This window comes from Azohydromonas lata NBRC 102462, assembly GCF_001571085.1.
In the GTDB taxonomy this organism is placed as follows: domain Bacteria; phylum Pseudomonadota; class Gammaproteobacteria; order Burkholderiales; family Burkholderiaceae_C; genus Azohydromonas; species Azohydromonas lata.
In genome coordinates, this window is sequence record NZ_BCTC01000303.1 from 1 (window position 1) to 956 (window position 956).

Consider the following 956-nt stretch of genomic DNA (forward strand, 5'->3'; position numbering starts at 1 on the left):
GTCGTCGCGGCAGCTCCACTGCGTGACGTGGATCGTCGCCTCGGTGGGACCGTACAGGTTCTGCAGCGACGCGCCTTCGAGCCGCCGCAGCGCCTCGCGCTGCGTGGCCGCGGGCATCGCCTCCCCGCCGCAGATGATGTAGCGCAGCCGCGTGCGCCCCTCTATTCCTTCGTGCGCCAGGAACGCCTGCAGCATCGAGGGCACGAAGTTCAGCGTCGTGACCTCGTGGCGCTGGATCAGCTGCACCAGCCGCTCGGGGTCGCGCTGGTCGCCGGGCTGCGCCACCACCAGCTTCACCCCCGTCGTCAGCGGCCAGAACATCTCCCACACCGACACGTCGAAGCCGAACGGCGCCTTGTGCAGCACCGTGTCGGCTTCGGTCAGCCCGTAGCGCTCCTGCATCCACGCCATGCAGCTCGACAGCGCCGCGTGGCGCACCGCCGCCCCCTTGGGCCGCCCCGTGGAGCCCGAGGTGTAGATCACGTAGGCCAACTGCTCGCCATGCACCGGCACGTCCGGGTCGCGGGCCGGCTGCGCACTGACGTCCTCGGTGTCGAGCTCCAGCACCGGCAACCCGTCCGGCACCGGCACCCGCTCGCGCAGGGCGCTGTCCACCAGCAGCAGCGTGATGCCGCTGTCCTGCACCATGTAGCCCAGCCGCTCGCGCGGGTACTCCGGGTCCAGCGGCACGTAGGCGCCCCCGGCCTTGAGCACCGCCAGGATGCCCACCAGCATCTCCACCGAGCGCTGCGCCGCGATGCCCACGCGCTGCTCAGGCCTCACGCCCAGCGCCATGAGCCGGTGCGCCAGCCGGTTGGCCCGCGCGTTGAGCTCGCCGTAGCCCAGCGTCGCCTCGCCGAAGACCAGCGCCGGCGCCGCGGGCGTGCGCCGCGCATGGCCCTCGATCTGCCGGTGCACCGCCGCCGCCCCGGCATGGCGCCGCGTGTTGGCGCTCC

At 72.9% G+C, this 956-nt stretch carries 1 protein-coding gene; it reads right to left on the minus strand.

Annotated features, from left to right (window positions below; translation table 11 throughout):
• On the minus strand, window positions 1-956 hold a 956-nt coding region (locus ALA01S_RS31220; RefSeq protein ID WP_157119451.1), incomplete at both ends, for an AMP-binding protein.